The organism is Gilliamella sp. Choc4-2, from assembly GCF_001690355.1.
In the GTDB taxonomy this organism is placed as follows: domain Bacteria; phylum Pseudomonadota; class Gammaproteobacteria; order Enterobacterales; family Orbaceae; genus Gilliamella; species Gilliamella apicola_A.
The window spans coordinates 26,822-47,855 of sequence record NZ_LZHG01000030.1 but is presented as its reverse complement, the minus strand read 5'-3'; the positions used below and the strand labels follow the sequence as shown (position 1 = coordinate 47,855).

The following is a 21,034-nucleotide window of genomic DNA, read 5'->3' as shown; positions in this document are numbered from 1 at the left end:
GTATTCTTAACTCTTTTGTTTGTATCTAATTTGACTAAAAAATGCTTTTAGTGTTTTTACTTGCTCACTTGTATTGTTGAGTACACTAAATAAGCGCCTAAATTGATCGCTATCAGCATAGTTCTTGGTATACCAATTGACATGCTTTCTAGCAATCCGTAATCCTTTGTATTCTCCATAAAACTGATAAAGGTCATCAAGGTGCATAAGCACTACTTGTTCCACTTCATCAATCGTTTTTTCTTTTTGTAACTTTCCATGTGTTAAATAGAATGCAATTTCTTCAAATATCCAAGGTCGCCCTTGTGCCGCTCGGCCGACCATTATAGCATCAGCTTGCGTATATTGAAAAACATCTTTTGCTTGTTTAGGTGTACAAATATCACCATTAGCAATTACTGGAATTGTAACATTTTCTTTCACTGCTTTTATTGATTCATATTCTGCTACACCATTGAAAAAGCAATCACGAGTGCGCCCATGAATAGTAATAGCCTTTACTCCACAATCCTGCGCAATTTGTGCGATTTCAATGCAATTTCTATGATTTTTATCCCATCCAGTCCGCATTTTCAATGTTACAGGCACATCAACTGCGCCAACAACTTTTTGCAAAATGGTTTTAATCAGTTCTGGATACTGCATTAATACAGAACCGGCTAGTTTTTTATTAACTTTTTTAGCTGGGCATCCCATATTGATATCAATCAATTGGGCACCGTGTTTGACATTAAACTCAGCTGCTTTGGCCATCTCATCAGGATCGGATCCGACAAGTTGTACTGCACGTATACCTTTATCATCAGCTGAGATAATTCTTAATGCTGATTTATCAGTATGCCATACATCTGAATTTGCCAAAAACATTTCTGATATTGTCATGCCTGCTCCAAACCGGTAGCATAAATTTCGAAACGGTTTGTCACTGATTCCAGCCATTGGTGCGGCAATTAAGTTATTTCTTAATGTGACCTTACCAATATTTAGCAAATTTAAGTTGGCTATATTACGCATTTTTTCTCGAACTTAAAAGGGGAAAAACGTCAATTTTTCACTTTTTTTTACCAGTGATGCGACACCATTCTTCCTGTTCAATAACAGGATCAAGCTCAAAATGAGATCGATAAGCAGTGCAAACACTATGTGATTGGGTTGTAAGTATCCCAGATAAACCTAATAATCCGGATGGTTTAACAAGTTTATTTATATTTGGTTCAAGTTCTTTTAATGGACCAGCTAAGATATTTGCAACAATGACATCTGCTTGTAAAGCATCAGGAATATCTTTAGTTAAATAAAGTTCTAATTTATTGCTAACATTGTTACGAGCTGCATTATCACGGCTCGCTTGAATTGCTTGTGGATCAATATCAATACCAATTACACGTTTTGCGCCAAGTTTTAAAGCTGCGATAGCTAAAATGCCTGAGCCACAGCCATAATCTATAACTAATTTGTCTTTTAAATTTAAGCTATCTAGCCAAGTTAAGCATAAGGCAGTGGTTGGATGTGTGCCTGTCCCAAAAGCTAAACCAGGGTCTAGCATAACGTTAACGGCTTTAGGATCGGGAACTTCTTGCCAGCTAGGACAAATCCATAAGCGTTTACCAAATTGCATAGGATGGAAATTGTCCATCCATTCACGTTCCCAATTTTTATCTTCTAATCGCTCAATTTTATAAGAATATTGTTCAAGATCTAATATGACTTTTAATTCATCCAAATCAATTTGATCATCATACAGACCGATAACGTCAGTATTTCCCCAAAGTTTTGTTTCACCAGGTAACGGTTCAAAAACAGGCGTATCATAAGTATCTTCAAAGGTAACTGATAATGCACCTGATTCTTCTAATTGTTCACTAATTTGTTCGGCAAGATCACTAGTAGTATTAATTCTGAGTTGAATCCAAGGCATAATTTTTTCCTGTGTTACCAAACATATTGGCAATAATGAAAACAACCAATCCAATAATTAACGATGGAACTATTGGATGGAAAGAATAAATTTTAATATTATAAGCAGCCAATAAAGCATAACTCGTAGCACCAGCAAACATTGAGCAAAATGCACCAGTTGCATTGGCATTTTTCCAATAAAGCCCAAGAATTAATGGCCATAAAAATACCGCTTCTAAACCACCGAACGCAAGTAAATTTAACCAAATAATCATATCTGGTGGATTTTTGGCTGCTAATATGAGTAATCCACCAAAAATAAAAGTAATACTAATAGATATACGGGTTAACATTTTGTCACTATATTTTGTATTAGGCTTTATACTTAAATAAAGATCTTTAATAATAACAGATGAAACTTGTAATAATTGAGCATTGATTGTCGACATGATTGCAGCTAATGGCGCAGCTAAAAAAATACCTGCTGCTAATGGAGGTAATACATGGATAATTAATGTAGGTATAATTAGATCTGGAACGGTTAAATCATCAATAATTGCTCTCCCAAGAGCACCCGATAAGTGCATAGTTAACATAATGATGGTCACTACGATAGTTCCAATGATGATACCTTGATGTACAGCTTTACTGTTTTTGTAAGCCATACAACGCACAGCCGTATGTGGTAAACCTACAACACCAAAACAAACTAATACCCAAAATGATGCCATAAAAGGGAAATCCATGAAATCGTTAGGACCTTGTGGAGTTAACAAAGCAGGATCAATTTCTTTTAAACGATCAATAATTGTGGTAATCCCACCACCAGCATAAATAATTGCAGTTAATAGCAAAATTGAGCCGATGATCATCACTAAACCTTGGAAAGCATCATTTAAAATACTCGCTCTAAATCCACCAAATGCGGTATAAATGACAGTACCAATGCCGAAAATTAATAATCCAACGCGATAAGGTATGCCAACAGAAGATTGCAATAAACGGGCTCCACCGACAAACTGAACCGTCATAGCGCCAATAAAAGCAACGACAAGAGCAATACTGGCAAACCAGACAATCATCTTATTTTTATAATGAGCATAAAGCATATCACTTAACGTTATAGCATTATATTTACGTGCTAAAATAGCAAATTTTTTTCCTAAAATACCAAGTGAAAGCAAAACAGTAGGAACTTGAATCATAGATAATAATACCCAACCTAATCCATATTTATAAGCTGCTCCTGGGCCGCCAATAAATGAGCTAGCACTAATATAAGTTGCTGCTAGGGTCATTGCGAGTAAAAAGCCTCCCATAGTTCTATTACCGATAAAATAATCGGTAAATTGATTTACTTTTTTTCGTTTTACATAAGCATAAATAGATAAAGCAAACACAAAAATGAGATAAATATAAATCGGTAAAATAATGTCGGTATTCATCATTAATCACTTAGTTTGTTCTAAAGAAATATTTTTGAACTGAAATTTTACAATCCCCCAGCATAGCAAAATAAAACTCAAAGGAGACATAATACAAGAAAGTTCGAACCACATGGGAAAACCTAAAATGCCAGATTCATTGCCAATATTATAAGCAGTGACAACCCATGCAATCAAATAAATTACTGTAACTAATAAAGATAAAATCGCTTCTTTATTTGCTTGCTTATATCGTGTATCCATATTGTAAAAAATAGTTAATAGATGAAAGGTGGCTTAGAGTAAAAGAAAGTATATTATTTGGCAAGTATATTGCAATTTATGCAATGTAATATTTTAAATATATCAATTTTAGCAATAATAAAATTGATATATAGTGCCAGTTAACTAATTTTTAACAACTCAAATCATGGAGAGCGTTATGTCAAACTATTTTAATACCCTAAATTTACGAGAAAAATTAGAACAGCTAGGGCAATGCCGTTTTATGAAACGTGATGAATTTACATCAGAATCTGATTTTTTAAAAGGTAAAAAAATTGTAATTATTGGTTGTGGAGCACAAGGTCTTAACCAAGGTCTTAATATGCGAGATTCAGGTTTAAATATATCTTATGCATTACGTAAAGAGGCTATTGCTGAAAAACGTCCATCATGGAAGAAAGCAACTGAAAATGGTTTTAAAGTAGGAAGTTATGAAGAATTAATTCCAACAGCAGATCTTGTTATCAATTTGACTCCTGACAAACAACATTCTGCCGTTGTTCAAGCTATTCAGCCGTTAATGAAAAAAGGCTCTGCGCTTGGCTATTCTCACGGATTTAATATTGTTGAAGTAGGAGAAAAGATTCGTTCTGATATTACAGTTGTGATGGTAGCCCCTAAATGCCCTGGCACTGAAGTTCGTGAAGAATATAAACGTGGTTTTGGGGTACCGACTCTGATCGCAGTTCACCCAGAAAATGATCCAAAAGAAGAGGGGCTAGCGATTGCTAAAGCATGGGCTGCCGCAACTGGTGGACATCGAGCAGGTGTTTTACAATCGTCATTTGTTGCCGAAGTAAAGTCTGATTTAATGGGCGAACAAACAATTCTTTGTGGTATGCTACAAACAGGATCATTACTTTGTTTTGATAAGCTAGTGGCAGATGGTGTTGATCCTGCTTATGCATGTAAATTACTCCAATTTGGTTGGGAAACGATCACAGAAGCGCTAAAACAAGGCGGGATTACTTTAATGATGGATCGTCTATCTAATCCAGCTAAACTGCGCGCGAATGCTTTAGCAAAAAAATTAAAAGCGATCATGACAGATCTTTATCGTAAACATATGGATAATATTATTTCAGGAGAGTTTTCATCTACTATGATGAAAGATTGGGCAAATGATGATGCGAACCTACTTAAATGGCGTAAAGAAACAGGTGAAACCGCTTTTGAAAAAGCTGCTGACTATCAAGGTAAAATTGATGAACAAGCTTATTTTGATCAAGGCGTTGTTATGGTTGCAATGGTTAAAGCAGGTGTTGAACTTGCGTTCGAAACCATGCTTGAATCTGGCATTTTACCTGAATCTGCCTATTATGAATCACTACACGAGTTACCATTAATTGCTAACACCATTGCACGTAAACGTTTATATGAAATGAATGTAGTAATTTCTGATACTGCTGAATATGGTAACTATTTATTTGCCAATGCAGCAATACCATTATTAAAAGAAAAATTTATGCCAATGTTACAACCTGGTGATCTTGGTAAAGCAATCCCTGAAGGTAGCGTTGATAATGCACTATTACGTGATGTTAACGAACAGATCCGTCATCATCCAATTGAGATCATAGGACGTAAACTTCGTAGTTATATGATTGATATGAAAAGAATTAATGTAGCCAATTAATTATTCATCGATTTTACCATGTTAAAAAGTGCTTAATTGCACTTTTTTTATATTTATTATTTTTAAAAAAGAGTTGATTGCTAATTTTTGATATGAATTGTGCCATGATTAAAAAAGATCTAATAATTAAAAAAAAGATCTAACTTAGATCTTCTTGATCTTAGTTAATTGTTATTAAATTTTTTAAAAATTAATTAATTAAATAAAGTTTATTTTAAATTTTATTTATTTTTTATCTATATTATGTTATCTTTTCGCCTATAATTAGTTCAACTGAAGAGGATGACATATCAATGAAAATGACTTTCAGACCAACAGATTGTTGGCGTTGGTATTTTGATAATCAGTACGATAGTCTGATGCTTGAAGTTTCAAACGATATGTTATTCCGGTGTTGTTATTCAAGTAAAATGTTGATTCCTGATGTTTTTCGAGAATTTCCTTTTTCTGTCAGTGATGCAACAGCATATTATCAATTTTATGATAGTTGCCAGTTTTTAAACTTAACAGAATCACAAAAAATAGAGTTATCGATTAATGCCATTATTGCTGCTAATTTTATAAAACCACAGATGCCAAAGAGTTGGTATTTCTCTCAACAGCCTATGTTATATACACCAAAAACAGCGGATATTGTTAAAGTTAATATACAAGATGGTGGAAAAAAAGTTTATTTAATGGTGGTTGAGGCTGGCGAAAAGGCTTCCCTTTGTGTTATTGCTCAGCCTACCTTTATGGTCATGAATAAAACTTTTTATTTTTCTGAAGTAATTAAAGTGATGAATGATAGATTAGCACCATTACAGCAAAACTTAATCGATAAAGAAATCTCATCTTTAGAACAAGTTGAGTTAGAAGCCATTTCTTAAACAATTCAATTTCATTACTTCTTTTGGAAAATCAGCTATAAACTTAATTAAAAACTTTAAATTCGGTTTTTCTAAGTAGTATACATATTTAATGTACATATAATTAAATACGCTAAATTAAAATATGAATACTACTGAAAGTTTAGATAGTAATACTGTTGTTAATAGAGCGAAACAAAGAATATTAAAGATTTGAAAGACACAAGCTCTAACAGTGTATTTGTCTAGTGATTAATAAAATTGACTTTGAGATGCATAATGGTAAGCCAAATAATACTTACATGATCAATGCTGTCTTTAATTACAATCAGTACGTTTGAATTCTATTTATATAAATAATAAAAATTATATTGATTTAGATAGAAAATCAGTTGATGGCACATCAATAATTACCGCTAACTGTCATGATACCAATTTAACTTTATAATTTTGTTTCGTTAGAGATTAAAATCAATTATTAATATGTTGATACAAAATAAAATAAAGGCTTTCCTGAAAATATAAAAATATCACATTCCTAGCACTTTTTTAATTTATTATAAATAATGGCTACCAAAATTGTTATCAATTAGTTATAAACTAATTAAATTGAATAATACTAGTTTGTTTATAAATAATGATCGTTTTTATCTTCAAATTACGTTGAGCTAACTGTTTTTATTGGCTACTTTTTTTATTAGCCCAATTTCGATATTGCCATTAGGTAAACAGCTGCAAGCTAAAATATGATTATTTCGTTTCTCAGCTGATTGTTTTAATGTGCTTATTTTTCCTTCTTTCAACTTTATTAAACATCGACCACATACACCGGAACGACATGAATAGGGTAATGCTATTTTGTGATGTTCTAACTGCTCTAAAATAGTTTGTTTATTATTCCCTTTGAATGATCTACCTTCGAATGTAATGATGCATGGTTGTGTTTCATTTATTGTTTCTGTTGGGAAATTTTTTATATAATTTTTGGCTGGCTGTCGTTCTAATATTTCTATTGGATCATTAACTGAAATTGAACCATTATTTCGAGCGATCATATTCATACCAAAATCAATTTTACCTTGTTCATCAGCTCGAAAATAGCGCAGTGTATTGAGAGGTTCATTATTAGCTAATGGTTTAGCTGAATTAAAATTTAATGTGGTTAGCATACAGCGATTGCAAGGTTTGACGATATCAAATATAACATTACCAATTTTAATTGTCTTCCAAGCATCTTCAGCGAAAGGCAAGGCGCCTTTTACAATAATATTGCTACGAAATTGCCGAATATCGAGTTTTATAGGGCACTTTTGTTGTAAATAATTAAATGATGCTTCATTCAATAATAAATAAGGATAGCGATCGGCAAAACTAATTGGTATTTGTGGATATCGTTTAATTCGTCTTGTTAGGTTATTGCCAACCCAACGTATTTGAACATCTTTTCGTAGAAATTGACTAAAAAATTGATTAACTCTGATTGAAGCGATTTGAGATGTAAAATGATTGCCCCAAACTTCAGTTGGTTCATTGTTTTTTGAAAATTCGTCAAAATTAATCGTAATCGCTTTTTGAGAAGAAATAGAAACGTCAATATTATTATTCATCACTGAAGTTTTCAGTTTTAAAAGCTCAGGATATTGTCTTGCTGTAATAAATGTTCCATCAGGTTCGCTAATCATCAATACACGATCGTATTCAAAACCACCGTCAACCATTTTGTTTTTTTTAAGTGATATTCCTTGAAGCGATTTAATTGGATAAATATATAATTGATTGACAGAGATCATAATGTACCAATAAATAATAAACGTTATTATAATTTTAAAATTAATAAACCCTAAGTTATGAATAGTAAGCTGTACACTTATGGCTAATTAAGTGTTACATAGGAAGTTCCTTTAAAACTTTTGCATATTTGTCTGTATATGGCTTAGACATTTCAGAACTGTTTGTAAAGTAGAAAACAAAATGCCCATTACTAATGACTTTTGTAGGTGTTTTTAGCTCATTACATTCAACTATAGTACTGCTGTATAAAAATGAATCTCGAATAACTTTCTCATATTTATCGGCCTCAGACACCGAACTAAATGTTAATATATTGATTGTAAAACTTGGATAATAATCACCATTGATGGGGGTTTTGCTTTTAAATTTAAAGCTTTTCAAGCCTGAACCATTAAATTGATAGACTTGCTTTGATTTACAATCTTGAATACTTATTTTTTGAGATGTGTTGCTTGATTCTAACGAAAAATTATCTTGATCAAGCCTTTTAAAAAAAGGTATTATTTTTTCAAATTCAACACTATCAAAGTCAAGTATTAACTCATTTTTTAAAAATGATGAATTAGCATCCTTACTTGGATTAATTAAATAGTAAGAAATTGCCATAATCAATAATATAATCAAAAGCACACATTGTGCAACGATAACTCTTTTATTTCTCATGTTTATTTTTTGCATTCCTTCATTTCATGAATTATATAAACTATTAAAATAGTATATATCATATTAATTGCTTATAGCGAATTTCTAAAATATAAAAATAATTTTTGCCATTTGGTGTAATGACCGATATTTCATCATCAACTTTATGACCAATTAGTGCTCTGGCAACTGGGCTATTAATTGAAATCCAATTTTTCTTAGGATCAAATTCGTCTGGACCCACAATACGGTAAATATGTGAATCACCTGATTCATCTTCTAGCTTAACCCAAGCGCCAAAAAACACTTTGCCTTCTTGCCTAGGATCGGGATCCACAATTGTTAATATTTCTAAACGTTTAGTTAAAAAACGAATGCGCCTATCAATTTCACGTAACCTTCGCTTTCCATAGATATATTCAGCATTTTCACTGCGATCCCCAAGTGCAGCTGCATCGGAAACTGCTTGTGTGACACGAGGTCTTTCTTCTCTCCATAAATATTTGAGTTCGCGATCGAGTGCCAAGTAGCCCTCTCTTGTTATATAATTAGCTTTTTGCATAATAAGATTACATTCCGTTAATTGACAGAATATACAGAGATACCATGATAAATAACCAAATAAGCCATATTATAGCGAATGAACTGACTGTAAAACCAGAACAAGTTTTAGCTGCGATCCAATTATTAGATGAAGGCAGCACTGTTCCTTTTATTGCTCGTTATCGAAAAGAGGTCACAGGAGGACTTGATGATACCCAATTACGTGCTTTAGACAGCCGTTTAAGTTATCTGCGCGAACTGGAAGATCGCAAGCAAACCATTTTAAAATCAATTGAAGAGCAGGGTAAATTAACTCCAGAGCTTAGCCAAAGTATTACACAAACACTAAGCAAAACCGAACTTGAAGATCTTTATTTACCTTATAAACCTAAACGACGCACTCGTGGGCAAATAGCTATTGAAGCAGGTCTTGAACCATTAGCTGATGACTTATGGCAAAACCCGACGCTTGATCCTGAAAAAGAAGCAGAAAAATATTTTAATGTTAATAATGGTATTGCTGATACTAAATCAGCTTTAGACGGCGCACGCTATATTTTAATGGAACGATTTGCCGAAGATGCAGCACTGCTTGCTAAAATACGTCATTATCTTTGGAATAACGCTCATTTGGTTTCACAAGTGGTAAGTGGCAAAGAAGAAGAGGGCGCAAAATTTCGAGACTACTTTGCACAAAGTGAACTTATTTCTAAAGTGCCTTCTCATCGTGCATTAGCAATGTTTAGAGGTCGCAATGAAGGTTTTTTACAGCTTTCATTAAATGCCGATCCACAATTTGAAGAAGCGCCCAAAGAAAGCTATTGCGAACAGATTATTATCGAACATTTAGGCGTTCATTTTAACGCTCAGCCTGCTGACAAGTGGCGTAAAGCAGTCATTAATTGGGTATGGCGTATCAAAATTTTGATGCATATGGAAACCGAACTGATGACCACTTTACGTGAACGTGCCGAAGAAGAAGCAATTAATGTTTTTGCTGCAAATTTACACGACATGTTGATGGCTGCACCTGCAGGTATGAAAGTCACCATGGGGATGGATCCAGGGTTAAGAACCGGAGTTAAAATTGCGGTTGTTGATGCGACCGGCAAATTAGTTGCCACCGAAACTATCTATCCGCATACAGGACAAGCTGATAAAGCCGCTATGATTGTTGCTACACTTTGTATTAAATATCAGGTAGAGCTAGTAGCAATTGGTAATGGAACAGCATCACGCGAAACCGAACGCTTTTATCTTGATGTTCAAAAAAAATACCCAGAAGTAAAAGGACAAAAAGTAATTGTAAGTGAAGCGGGAGCATCAGTATATTCTGCATCAGAACTTGCAGCTCAAGAGTTTCCAGATCTTGATGTATCAATTCGTGGTGCGGTATCCATTGCAAGGCGATTGCAAGATCCATTGGCAGAGCTAGTTAAAATCGATCCTAAATCGATTGGAGTAGGTCAATATCAGCATGATGTAAGCCAAACTCAGCTAGCTAAAAAACTTGATGCAGTTGTTGAAGATGGTGTTAATGCGGTAGGTGTTAACTTAAATACCGCATCAATGATGCTACTTGCGCGCATTGCTGGACTCAATAAAGTTATCGCCCAAAATATAGTTGATTGGCGTAATGAAAATGGGCAATTTACCGATCGTAAGCAGTTATTAAAAGTATCACGCTTAGGTCCTAAAGCATTTGAACAATGTGCTGGCTTTTTAAGGATTATGGATGGTAAAAATCCGCTTGATGCATCAGCCGTTCACCCTGAAGCTTATCCTGTAGTAGAGCGAATTTTAGAAAAAAATCATAAATCATTAAAAGACATTTTAGGTGATTCAAACTACTTAAAATCACTGAAAGCCATTGATTATGTAGATGATCATTTTGGGGTACCAACCGTGACAGATATTATCAAAGAGTTGGACAAGCCAGGTCGAGATCCAAGACCAGAGTTCAAAACGGCGCAATTTGCGGATAATATCGAAACCATGGAAGATTTAAAGATTGGCATGATAATGGAAGGTGCGGTAACGAATGTAACCAATTTTGGTGCATTTGTGGATATTGGTGTGCATCAAGATGGCTTAGTTCATATATCGGCATTATCTGATAAATTTGTAGAAGATCCAAGGACGGTAGTAAAAGCAGGTGATATTGTTAAGGTTAAAGTTATTGAAGTCGATATTGCGCGTAAACGTATAGCTTTATCAATGCGACTTGATGATCCTGCAACATTAAAATCAAATGTTGATAAGCTTGGCCATAATAAATCTTTTGCCAATACCAAAAATAATCGCACATCATCTTTAGCAAACAGCACAATGGGAAATGCCTTTGCTGTTGCTTTTAAGAAAGGGAAATAGCCCAATACATTCCTATCATTAGGCTTTTTAATCTTAATGATAGGAATATCATTTCAAATTGGTCGTTTGTTAAAGACATTAGTGATGAAAAGCAACTTAGTAAACTTATGTTTTTGTCGATATATTATACGAATGTGTATGATTAAGTTATCTATCTAATTTTATATTCATTTGATTTAAATCAAATCTTCTATTTAAAAATATCTTTGATATTGATATCATCTATTGATGAAATATTTGCTTTTATAATTTTAAATGATTAAAATTGTACCAACTTATACGGTTTTATTAGTTATCTTTTTTCACGTCCCAATAATCTTTTTTATTAAGCCATCTTTAAAACGTATTGAATAATAAAATAAGTAATCATTTGTTGTTAGTGATATTGTACTAAAACGAACTCATCAAAGTTTTTAAAAATTTTTCTATATTAATAATTAAGTAACAAAATATTTATAACAGATAAAATTGGCTTTACAGCGTATTTTTTTAAAAATGGTGTTTAAAAATAGCCAATTAATCACTACGCCTCAAAAGCAAATATTTATTTAAAGGTTTATATTTTTCTTAATCGTGTCATTTTAAAACGTCTATTCCAGTTATTAAATAAAAGACATAGCGATTTTGATTCTATCTATTAATCATTAGCATTTTAAAAGTAAATTTGATGTTAATAACAGTAACCTAACTTTGGTTGTATGAAAGGTGTTAAGAGGGGGTAATAATGAATATTGATTTAATAACATTCAATAATAAAAATTATCAATTCTTACTAAATAAATTTGTTATTAATAAAGTAAAACAGATTCTTTTAATTCTTTTTATTTTTCCACAAATTACTTTTGCTAATTTATCGTTACATTCGGCTAATGTCTTAAATATTATTCATGGAAGTTCTCCATTAATTTTCCCCAGTGTGGATACTAAAATTTTTAATTATCTTATCGTAAAATTAAAAGCTCCAAATAGTGCTCCTTTAACTCTATTACCTCATGAAAGTGATAAGATTTATATTGCATATGATACTTCCCCAAGTGATTACTCCTTTAGTATTGATATATCCAGATTAAATGATACCGATATCTTAGACTCAAATGGCAATTATTTGCGATTGCAAAATGGCTATAAAATTGAAAGTATTAAAACTGAATGGAAAGATGCAAGCAATAATGTTTTAACTTCAGATTCAAAGGTTATTTTGGGAAATAATATCTGCAATGTAGAACAGTATAAAGATAATGTCCAAGTAAAAGTGACTGTTAATTATCGGACATTTACTGAATACGGTAATCCTAGCGTTTCTGATTTAAAAAAAGCCATTAAAACTTTTTCTGCTATTGCTAATGATGGAATTTGTTATATTCAACCTAGTTTACTGGCATTAAATATTCGTAATGGTTGGTTGGACGGTGGTAATTGGCTTGATATAGGCGCTAACCCAATTAATCGAAGAGAGCCTTATTATCTAAATCAGCTTATTATTCATAAATGATTTAAAACAACATTAATTGATACTAATTGTAATATTTTTCAACCTCGATATTTTCTGATAAATCATTATGATATTTATGTTGATATGATAGTTAAAAACCTGAGTTATTATTTAAAAAGTAGAAATTGCAGCTTAGTTACCGACTTGATAAATAAGTTTGCATTTACCGACAACTGATCAAACACGGTTGGTGAGTTTATTATTTTTATTGTAAGTATTCAGTCAAAAGCACAATTTTATGTGCATTTCTTATATCCACATATAGGAAATTTAAACGTTATCAATTGGAATGATGAAAATACTTTATGTTAAATAGATGAATATTACAAATAGAGGCTTGGTAATACGATATTATGCAGACCATATTGTCTTAATTGTGCGGCAAATTGTTCAACTTGTTGTTTGGTTGCAGGTTCCCAATTTTGGGCGATACCACGAATTCCACGATTATGAAATGCATTGATTCTAATTTTAATATTTGAATCAATTTTCATTAAGAAACAAGCAATATATTTGGCATTAACTTGTAAATCGGTGTGGTTGGGAATAAGCAAAAATCTAACTTCATATAATTTATTTATACTTGCAAGGTATTCAATGGTTTTTTTAACACGTAGGTTATCGCGACCAGTCAATTCTTTATTTATTTGATTGTCCCAAGCTTTAAGGTCAATCATTGCACCGTCCATCACGTTTTCTAATTTTTGCCATCCTGTTTGGTGTAAGTAACCATTGCTATCAATAAAGCAAGTAAGGTGATTTAAATCGTTGGCTTGTTTTATTGCTCTAAATAGTTTTTCAATAAAAGGAAGTTGCATAGTAGCTTCTCCTCCACTAAGGGTTATACCATTTAAAAATGGCAGATATTTTCGGATAATTTTTAATATATCTTCAACACTGTATTTATAAGTCATTGGAGTTGAGTGATGAACACAAGTATTAATACAAGTATCGCATTGTTGGCAAACTGAAGTTTGCCATATAACGCGGTGATTGTTAAAACTTAATGCCTGATGTGGACAAGTACTCACACAATCACCACAATCTTTACATAATGATATAGTGTAAGGGTTGTGGCAATTTAAACAACGAAAATTGCATCCTTGTAAAAATATGACTAACCGATTGCCTGGTCCATCAACACAAGAAAAGGGTAATATCTTATTAACGATTGCCCATGACTTGTTCATGACTGATAACTCTTGGTTTTCGACATAAATAACTATTGTTTTTAACGTCATTAGCAGCTTCTGCTCCTAAAAACGTTGTATTAATTCGTGATCCTTCTTGTTTATACTTTTTGATGTCCGATAATCTAACCATATAACCAGTTACTCGAACAAGATCATTACCACTGATATTAGCAGTAAATTCGCGGAAACCTAATTTAAAAGCTGCTTTACAAATTTGTAGTAAGGCTAGAGGATTATTTTTGATTGTTTCATCAATTGTTAAAATATCGCTGATACCTGATGTGTAGTAATGATGGTGTTTAAATAGCGCCATAATATGGGTAACAGGATCAGGTTCATGACCATAAGGAATGCGTAAACCAGGGGTTGTGCCTCTATCTGAACTAATACCAGATTGCGAGTGCAACATAGCCTTTCCTTTCCAAGCATTTTTTATTGTGTGTGTATCAATAAATTTGGCAACGAGTTGGGTAATGGTTAATGCTAGCTCATTGGCTTGTTGGTCAAAACCATAACGACCTGCTAAATTTGCTTTTTCTTGCAGGATATTGACCGCTTCAGCCATACTAAAGATACCAAACATGGGGGCAAATCGATTGGGATCGATTAATCCTTCTTGGACTAAAAAACTGCTATTAAAAAAGTTGGATTGATTATAAAGAAAGTCCGATCTTGCTTGAATAAGATTAAATTGTAACTGACAATAGTAAGGTAAGGTATTTGTCAAAAAATCCTCACTATTTTTACTGCGTAATGCTACTTCTTTTAAATTGATTCGTGAAAGCGTACTTCCTCCGCCGGCAACGGGTAGTGAATTATAGCAACTTACTACGCCATATCCTTGGTCATCAAAATCTTTTTTGATCATATTATTGTTTGCAATATGAGGTTTGCTTGTTTCACAAATATTTTCTATAGCGACTAATAATAGTGATTCTGGTGTAATGTCTTCATCATAGATAAAGGTTAAATTAGGTGCAACTTGTTTAAGCTCTCTATCTACACGTAAGATTACCCGACAGATAATATTATCAGTTGGGCCAATATTGGCATGCATAAACGCATCGGGCAAATTACGATCAAGCATGATCCAAAAACGCTTTAATCGTTGATAAATTTCATCTTCAGTAAGATTACCAATGTAAGGAAGTAAAATTTGATCTAAGCATCCTAAATAAACAGGCATACCTGTTACCGAAGGAACATGATGATAAGCAATAGTTAGCATATTTAGTGCATCATCAAAAGTCTTGGCAGGTTCAAGTTCAAGCCATTTTGAACCTTGTTGTAAGAATTTAGCATAATCAGGGAGCACATAGCGTGGTTTATATGGAGCGTGCCCCTCATACATGTCACAAATAACACGTTCATCTAAAGCTTTTTGGGTTTCACTATCAATATCAACATAAGGCAAATTATTTTCTGCTGCTAGTGCGAGCAAATTGGCTTTTTGTTTTGGTGACAAATTTGGGTCGGTCACGATTTGATAACAACTATTTTGAAATTCTGTCATGTGAATGTTAACCTCGATACTAAAAAATATAGTTTAATTCTAAATTTTTACCAATTTATTCTTTGTTAGCAATAAATTACTTTTGTTGATTATTCAAATGTTAATGGGTGATCAAACTTATTTTGCAAAATTAAACATATAATTATTAATTTTATCATCCTTAATCTGATCACCATTTTTTATTAAATCTTAAACAATACTGATGTTTTTTAAATCTGCTTGCTCAATTAGTTATTGTGTAATGATTTTATAGATGAGCTGAGGCTCTTTTGCACTATCACTAATTGTAATATTGTCATAAAGTTTTTGTTTGATTGCATCAATCTTATCGGTACTGGCATGGATCGTTAACAATGCTTCACCTTCGGTCACTTTATCGCCCACTTTTTTATGTAACACAATTCCAACAGCAGGATCGATAATATCTTCTTTAGTTGCACGGCCTGCACCTAATTGCATAGCAGCAATACCAATTTGATCAGCAATGATTCTTGAAACATAACCTGATTTAAGTGCAGGTAAAGCAATTTGGTAAGGTGCACTAGCCAATTTTTCAGGATGATCAACAACTGAGCTATCCCCACCTTGTGCTTCAATCAGTATTTTGAACTTCTCAACAGCTTTGCCATTCTTAATAACTTCTTGAAGTTTTGCTCTGGCTTCTTCTAATGTTTTGGCTTTATTAGCAAGTACAACCATTTGGCTACCTAATGTTAAAACCAATTCAGTTAAATCAGCAGGGCCGTGGCCTTTTAAGGTATCAATTGCTTCTTTTATTTCAAGTGCATTACCAATAGCGTAGCCAAGTGGTTGTGACATATCCGAGATAATAGCCATCGTTCTACGGCCAATTTGGTTACCAATATTCACCATTTCATGAGCTAATTTTTCAGAATCCGCCATATCTTTCATTAGTGCTCCATCACCTGTTTTAACATCAAGAACAATAGCATCAGCGCCAGCAGCTAACTTTTTACTCATAATTGAACTTGCAATAAGTGGAATAGAGTTAACCGTTCCTGTAACATCACGTAAAGAATATAACTTTTTATCAGCGGGGGTTAAATTGCCTGATTGACCAATAACGGCAAGCCCTTTATGATTAACTTGATCGATAAAATCTTGTTTACTTAATTCAATTTTAAATCCTGGAATTGATTCAAATTTATCGGTAGTGCCACCAGTATGACCTAAGCCACGTCCAGACATTTTAGCTACTGGTACATCTAAAGCGGCCACTAAAGGAGCAAGAACTAAGGTTGTTGTATCGCCCACACCACCAGTTGAATGTTTATCAACTTTAATACCTTTGATAGATGACAAATCAACGGTATCGCCAGAATACATCATTGCACTGGTTAAATCTGCGCATTCTTTTGATGTCATACCTTGATAATAAATTGCCATTAATAAAGCACTAACTTGATAATCGGGGATGGTACCATTAGTATAGTTAGTAATAAAAAATTGGATTTCTTCAGTAGTTAAAGAATGTCCATCACGTTTTTTTTCAATAATATCTACAAATCTCATAACGATTCTCTCTTAAAATCAATAAATCAAGTTAGTGTATTGCGCTGTTCATACAAGTATGACTGTTTAGTTCTTGTCGAAATAATCGACGAAAAATTGAATAGTATAAATAAACCTCATATTAGATTTACTATTTTTTATTTTGATCAAAAATAAACTAAAATTAATCAAGATCACTTGGTGAAAACGACCAAGGTAATAATTCCCCAACTGTAGTTTCTTGAATTTTTCCCTGCATATTGGTCAAAATAACCGGCATATCTTTAGCACAAAACTCACTAATCACTTGTCTACAAGCGCCACAAGGTGAGATAGGACCATCAGTATTGCCAATTACCACCAATTTTTTAAATTTTGTTTTACCTTCAGAAACCGCTTTAAAAATTGCCGTTCTCTCGGCACAATTTGCTAGCCCATAAGATGCGTTTTCAATATTACAACCTAAAATTGCTTCATCATCTTCAGTAATTAGCACGGCACCAACCTGAAATTTAGAATAAGGCACATAAGCTTTAGAACGGGCAGTTTTAGCAAGTTCAATCAGTTTTTCAATTTTCATATTAATAATCCTTTTGGTCGTAATAAATCTAACTAAATTTTAGGTTGAGCTTTAACAGGAGACTGTAAATCTATCTTATAAACACCAAAACCAGATGTATCTATGTCAATAAAGCGAATAGGGTATAGTGAATGTTTTTCGATATAGGATTTAGCTTCATCTGTTGATGATGATTCAAAGCGAATATCCAAATTTTTATTACTAGTAATCCGAGCAATTTGCCAATTATTATCGACAGTGACATCTACTATACCGTTCTTTTGGGTCATATTGGTGATATAAGCAGAAAGAATCAATCTTAAATCATCTGGTGAATTGAATTTAACATTTTTTTCGCCTGTGCCGGGAAATAAACCGCCATAAGCGCGATAGTTATTGGTGGCAATTAAGAATTCTTGGTTAGGATCAATTGTTTTTTGTTGATAAGTCAGATTCTTAATTCTTTCAGATGTTGGATTAATTAACTGGCAATTTGCATCGTAACGAGGTGGTTTAGTAACATCTATTTGATAATTAACCCCATCAATAATGTCAAAATTATAGGTTCTGAATTTATCCCAATTAATTAAATATTGTGGTTGTGATGAATTAGTATTAATTTGATTATACACACCAGCTGAACATTCCAACCACTCTTTAACATCTTTACCTGTAATTTTCACAGCAGATAACATATTAGGATAAAGGTAAATATCTGCAGCGTTTCTAAACGACAAATTGCCTTTTTTAACATCAACAAAAGCACTTGGATCGTTTTTTCGTCCGCCAGCTTTAAACGGTGCAATAGCTGATAAAATAGGTAATCCATTCAGATCAGGATCACCTTGAATAAATTGCTTAACATAATCGATCTGTGCATCGTTAATAATTTGTAGGGCTGAGCTATCTTCGACCAATGCTAAATAGCTAGTAATATCGGTTGAAACTTTACCTATTGGTTTGCTAACAAATTCACGTGTACCTTGGTGATCCTTGACTAGAATATCAACAATTTTGGCGTCTGCTTCAACTAGCGCTTTTTTGTTTTTTATATCATAAATTGGACGAGCTTCGGATTTTCCTGAAACTACTTGCCAATTTGCTTGTTCGCCTTCAAGAACTAAGTCAACTACTCCTAAGTGGCTACCCCAATGTCCGGGCATTACAGCAGGGACATGATTAATATTGCCCGTTTTAATATCTGTATTAGGTAATGATTTGAACGCTTCACTTGGAAACACGCTATGAGCATGACCAAACATAATGGCATCAATACCCTCTACTTGGCTCAAGTAGTAAACCGAATTTTCAGCTAATGCTTTATAAGGTTCAGTTGAAACACCAGAATGTGGAATAGCAATAATAACATCAGCGCCTTGTTTTTTCATTTCAGGGACTAATAGCTTGGCTGTTTCTGTAATATCTTTGACGACAACTTTGCCATCAAGATTAAGTTTGTCCCATTGCATAATTTGTGGAGGCACAAAACCAATATAGCCAATTTTAATAGTGTGTTTATTGCCGTTTCTATCAATAACAGGAGTATCTAAAATAATATATTGTGTAAAAAATGGCTTTTGAGTTTTGGCATCATAAACATTAGCGTTAATGTAAGGAAATTTAGCCCCAGAAAGACTTTTTTGCAGAAATTCCAATCCAAAATTAAATTCGTGGTTACCAATATTTCCCACAGTATAATCAAGCGTATTAAGTGCTTTATAAATAGGGTGAATATCATCATCATCAAGACCTTTATGTACGGCATAATCAGCCATCGGGCTACCTTGAATCAGATCACCATTATCAACAAGGACACTATTTTTTACTTCACTTCTTGCTTGATGAATTAAATTAGCAGTTTTTACTAATCCAAAAGAATCAACAGACTGATCTTTAAAATAATCATAATTCATCATGTTACCGTGTAAGTCGGTTGTTTCGATTATCCTTAAATCAACCGTTGCAGCATTAACAAAACCAGATATAAATAGGGTTAAGAAGTTAAGGATTAACTTGTTATTTTTCATACAAATCTCCTATTTATTTTTGATATATTGCTTATTTACATGTAGTGCTTATAAAAGTTCTTGATAAGTTTTAAACCTGTCAATAATAGCAAAATGGTATTTTTTATCAGTGATTGCTTGTTGAAGCATTTGTTTATCATTAGCAGTAAATAAGGATAAAACATAATGTGTTAATCTCACCTTTACTGACTCTTCAACAAAAGCAGCATCAATGCCACAAAGTGTAATATCAAGTAATTCTAACCTTGAAAACTGAAATACTGTTTGAGCAATGTGATACTCTTTTTCAATATCTGTACCAAAAATGCCAGCATCATCCGTATTAAGCGTTATACGTACACCTTGCTCATACAGTTTCCTCACTGGGTGATTATATATATTGCCATGAAGTTCGTTAACTAAAATACGGTTACTTGTTAATGCGATTTCTAATGTGATTTTTTTATCAATTAATTCTTGAATTAACTTTTGATTTTCAATGGCTCGAATACCATGCCCAATTCTATTTGCACCGTGTTTTAGAGCTTGAATAATACTTTCTGCTGAATCGATTTCGCCTGCATGATAAGATTTTTTTAATTTTAATTGTGATGCTAATTGATGAGCATCTTGAAAATCATCAAAATGCCCAGCTTTTTCGTTTCCAGCAATATTAAAACCGGTTATAAACTGATGAGGATTCTTTTCGATAAATCGCAATGTGTCATAAACAATTTTGGCGCCAAGGTGTCTAACCCCAATAACATGATATCTTACTGTGACATCAAATTCTTTCTGTACATCAATAATTGCTTTATCCATTTGCTCTAAGGTTTGATGAAATCTTTCTTGATTCCAAATAATTTCGCCATTAATTTCAGTTGTACAAATATGATAAGGAGAAAGGAACAGTTCGCAGTAAATTAATCCTTGCTTTGCGTTTCTATAAAGAAAATCGTAGGTGATTAAGTAATAATCTTCGGGTGTTTTAACAAAACTAGAAACCGTATCATAAGTTTGAATAAATTCAACAAAGTTAGTTTCGTCGTATCGATATCGACCATTTTTAAACTCATTTTTATCATACTCATTGGCTTGATAACATAATGAATTAGGAAAAATGATATGATTTTTATCGGCGAGCTTCTGAGCCATAAAAGGAGTAATACTGCCTTCAACATGCTCATGTAATATGACTTTTGGGATAATTTGATTATGCATTTTATATTTTTCAGTTTAATTCTGCCTATTGGATACCTGCAATAATAATATTTAAACGCCACTGGAAGGTTTGTGCAGTATAGTTAATTTATAATTGCAT

The 21,034-nt window shown here is 33.0% G+C and carries 16 protein-coding genes and 1 pseudogene; 4 read left to right on the top strand and 13 right to left on the bottom strand.

The genetic code is table 11. From position 1 onward, the window contains the following. Positions 1-6: 6 nt before the first annotated feature. From dusB to A9G34_RS04210, 4 genes are read right to left on the bottom strand one after another with little or no spacing between them, the layout of a single operon-like run. On the bottom strand, positions 7-1,014 hold the full coding sequence (gene dusB, locus A9G34_RS04225) for a tRNA dihydrouridine synthase DusB (RefSeq protein ID WP_034946608.1): 1,008 nt from the start codon (positions 1,012-1,014) through the stop codon (positions 7-9). A 37-nt stretch (positions 1,015-1,051) separates the two neighbouring features. After that, positions 1,052-1,918, bottom strand: coding sequence for a 50S ribosomal protein L11 methyltransferase (gene prmA / locus A9G34_RS04220; protein ID WP_065568970.1), 867 nt, complete (start codon positions 1,916-1,918; stop codon positions 1,052-1,054). Next, positions 1,893-3,344: a sodium/pantothenate symporter gene (gene panF, locus A9G34_RS04215; protein ID WP_065568969.1), complete on the bottom strand. Its 1,452-nt coding sequence runs from the start codon at positions 3,342-3,344 to the stop codon at positions 1,893-1,895. The genes prmA and panF overlap by 26 nt, the downstream gene beginning before the upstream one ends. Positions 3,345-3,350: 6 nt before the next feature. After that, positions 3,351-3,587, bottom strand: coding sequence for a YhdT family protein (locus A9G34_RS04210; protein ID WP_065568968.1), 237 nt, complete (start codon positions 3,585-3,587; stop codon positions 3,351-3,353). A gap of 178 nt (positions 3,588-3,765) precedes the next feature. On the opposite strand from A9G34_RS04210, the gene ilvC reads away from it, so the two are divergent. Both ilvC and A9G34_RS04200 read left to right on the top strand, forming a co-directional pair. Further along, the gene (gene ilvC, locus A9G34_RS04205) at positions 3,766-5,244 is read left to right on the top strand and encodes a ketol-acid reductoisomerase (protein WP_065568967.1); all 1,479 of its coding nucleotides are present in this window, start codon (positions 3,766-3,768) and stop codon (positions 5,242-5,244) included. Between the two features lie 293 nt (positions 5,245-5,537). Then, the gene (locus A9G34_RS04200; RefSeq protein ID WP_051825289.1) at positions 5,538-6,113 is read left to right on the top strand and encodes a cell division protein ZapC; all 576 of its coding nucleotides are present in this window, start codon (positions 5,538-5,540) and stop codon (positions 6,111-6,113) included. Positions 6,114-6,760: 647 nt separating this feature from the next. Here the strand turns inward: A9G34_RS04200 and A9G34_RS04195 are convergent. From A9G34_RS04195 to greB, 3 genes are all read right to left on the bottom strand, one after another. Then, on the bottom strand, positions 6,761-7,882 hold the full coding sequence (locus A9G34_RS04195; RefSeq protein WP_065568966.1) for a YcbX family protein: 1,122 nt from the start codon (positions 7,880-7,882) through the stop codon (positions 6,761-6,763). Positions 7,883-7,976: 94 nt separating this feature from the next. After that, on the bottom strand, positions 7,977-8,561 hold the full coding sequence (locus A9G34_RS04190) for a hypothetical protein (RefSeq protein ID WP_141670588.1): 585 nt from the start codon (positions 8,559-8,561) through the stop codon (positions 7,977-7,979). 43 nt (positions 8,562-8,604) lie between these two features. Continuing rightward, entirely contained in the window at positions 8,605-9,087 is a 483-nt protein-coding gene (greB, locus tag A9G34_RS04185; RefSeq protein WP_034946589.1) for a transcription elongation factor GreB, read from the bottom strand. Positions 9,088-9,131: 44 nt separating this feature from the next. Between greB and A9G34_RS04180 the strand changes: the two are divergent. After that, a pseudogene (locus A9G34_RS04180) lies at positions 9,132-11,303 on the top strand (Tex family protein); the annotation flags it as partial. Positions 11,304-12,162: 859 nt separating this feature from the next. After that, a complete protein-coding gene (locus tag A9G34_RS04175) occupies positions 12,163-12,930 on the top strand; it encodes a hypothetical protein (RefSeq protein WP_065568963.1) in 768 nt (255 codons plus the stop codon). 323 nt (positions 12,931-13,253) lie between these two features. On the opposite strand, the gene A9G34_RS04170 is transcribed toward A9G34_RS04175, so the two are convergent. The 6 genes from A9G34_RS04170 to add form a co-directional block, all read right to left on the bottom strand. Continuing rightward, a complete protein-coding gene (locus tag A9G34_RS04170) occupies positions 13,254-14,120 on the bottom strand; it encodes a YjjW family glycine radical enzyme activase (RefSeq protein WP_034947026.1) in 867 nt (288 codons plus the stop codon). Then, positions 14,095-15,636 (bottom strand): YjjI family glycine radical enzyme, encoded by a 1,542-nt coding sequence (locus tag A9G34_RS04165; protein ID WP_065568962.1) that lies wholly within the window; start codon positions 15,634-15,636, stop codon positions 14,095-14,097. The genes A9G34_RS04170 and A9G34_RS04165 overlap by 26 nt, the downstream gene beginning before the upstream one ends. Before the next feature lie 231 nt (positions 15,637-15,867). Further along, complete coding sequence (locus A9G34_RS04160; protein WP_065568961.1) at positions 15,868-17,169, bottom strand: pyrimidine-nucleoside phosphorylase; 1,302 nt, start codon at positions 17,167-17,169, stop codon at positions 15,868-15,870. 163 nt (positions 17,170-17,332) lie between these two features. After that, positions 17,333-17,752 (bottom strand): cytidine deaminase, encoded by a 420-nt coding sequence (locus tag A9G34_RS04155; protein WP_442902658.1) that lies wholly within the window; start codon positions 17,750-17,752, stop codon positions 17,333-17,335. An 8-nt stretch (positions 17,753-17,760) separates the two neighbouring features. Then, complete coding sequence (locus tag A9G34_RS04150; RefSeq protein WP_065568960.1) at positions 17,761-19,734, bottom strand: bifunctional 2',3'-cyclic-nucleotide 2'-phosphodiesterase/3'-nucleotidase; 1,974 nt, start codon at positions 19,732-19,734, stop codon at positions 17,761-17,763. A gap of 48 nt (positions 19,735-19,782) precedes the next feature. After that, positions 19,783-20,934, bottom strand: coding sequence for an adenosine deaminase (gene add / locus A9G34_RS04145; RefSeq protein ID WP_065568959.1), 1,152 nt, complete (start codon positions 20,932-20,934; stop codon positions 19,783-19,785). Positions 20,935-21,034: the final 100 nt, after the last annotated feature.